Source organism: Vibrio sp. 1288, from assembly GCF_033344475.1.
In genome coordinates, this window is sequence record NZ_JAWPOX010001037.1 from 1 (window position 1) to 534 (window position 534).

A 534-nucleotide genomic window follows, 5' to 3' on the forward strand; every position below is an offset into this window, starting at 1 on the left:
ACCAATGATCTCTGGTTGTTCATCGAAGATTTCCTGTAGCCGATTCCATGCGGCAGAACCGCGCTCTAAGATGTTAAACAAGAATGCGAACGCTAGCATTGGCCAAATCATCAAACCCAAGTACATGGTGAAGGCTGTCAAATCACCAAGAGTGATTTCGCCTTTGTCGACCAGATACGCGCCTGCCGCCACACTAAGAAGAAACGAAAGACCAATCGTCAACTGAATCGCAGGGTCAAAGCGCGCATCTACTCTTGCTACCGCGATGTTTTTAGCACCAGTATCGTCAACGACATCTTCAAATCGTTGTTGCTCTTGGTTTTCTAAACCAAAAGCACGCAGCATTCGCACACCATTTAGGGATTCTTGCGTCATATCGGACATCGAAGAGAATGCTTCCTGCGCGACACGAAAACGTTGGTGAAGAATGCGGACGATAAAGAAAATAATTACCGCGAGAAATGGCATTGGCAACAGGGCCATAACGGTCAGTTTCCAACTGACTTGCGTGACCATGATGATCAATACTGCTAT

Annotated in this window: 1 protein-coding gene; it reads right to left on the bottom strand. The window is 46.6% G+C overall.

The genetic code is table 11. The features are described from left to right. Positions 1 to 534, bottom strand: a 534-nt coding sequence (locus tag R8O11_RS30780; RefSeq protein ID WP_318195328.1) for an ABC transporter transmembrane domain-containing protein, incomplete at both ends; no start/stop codon positions are given.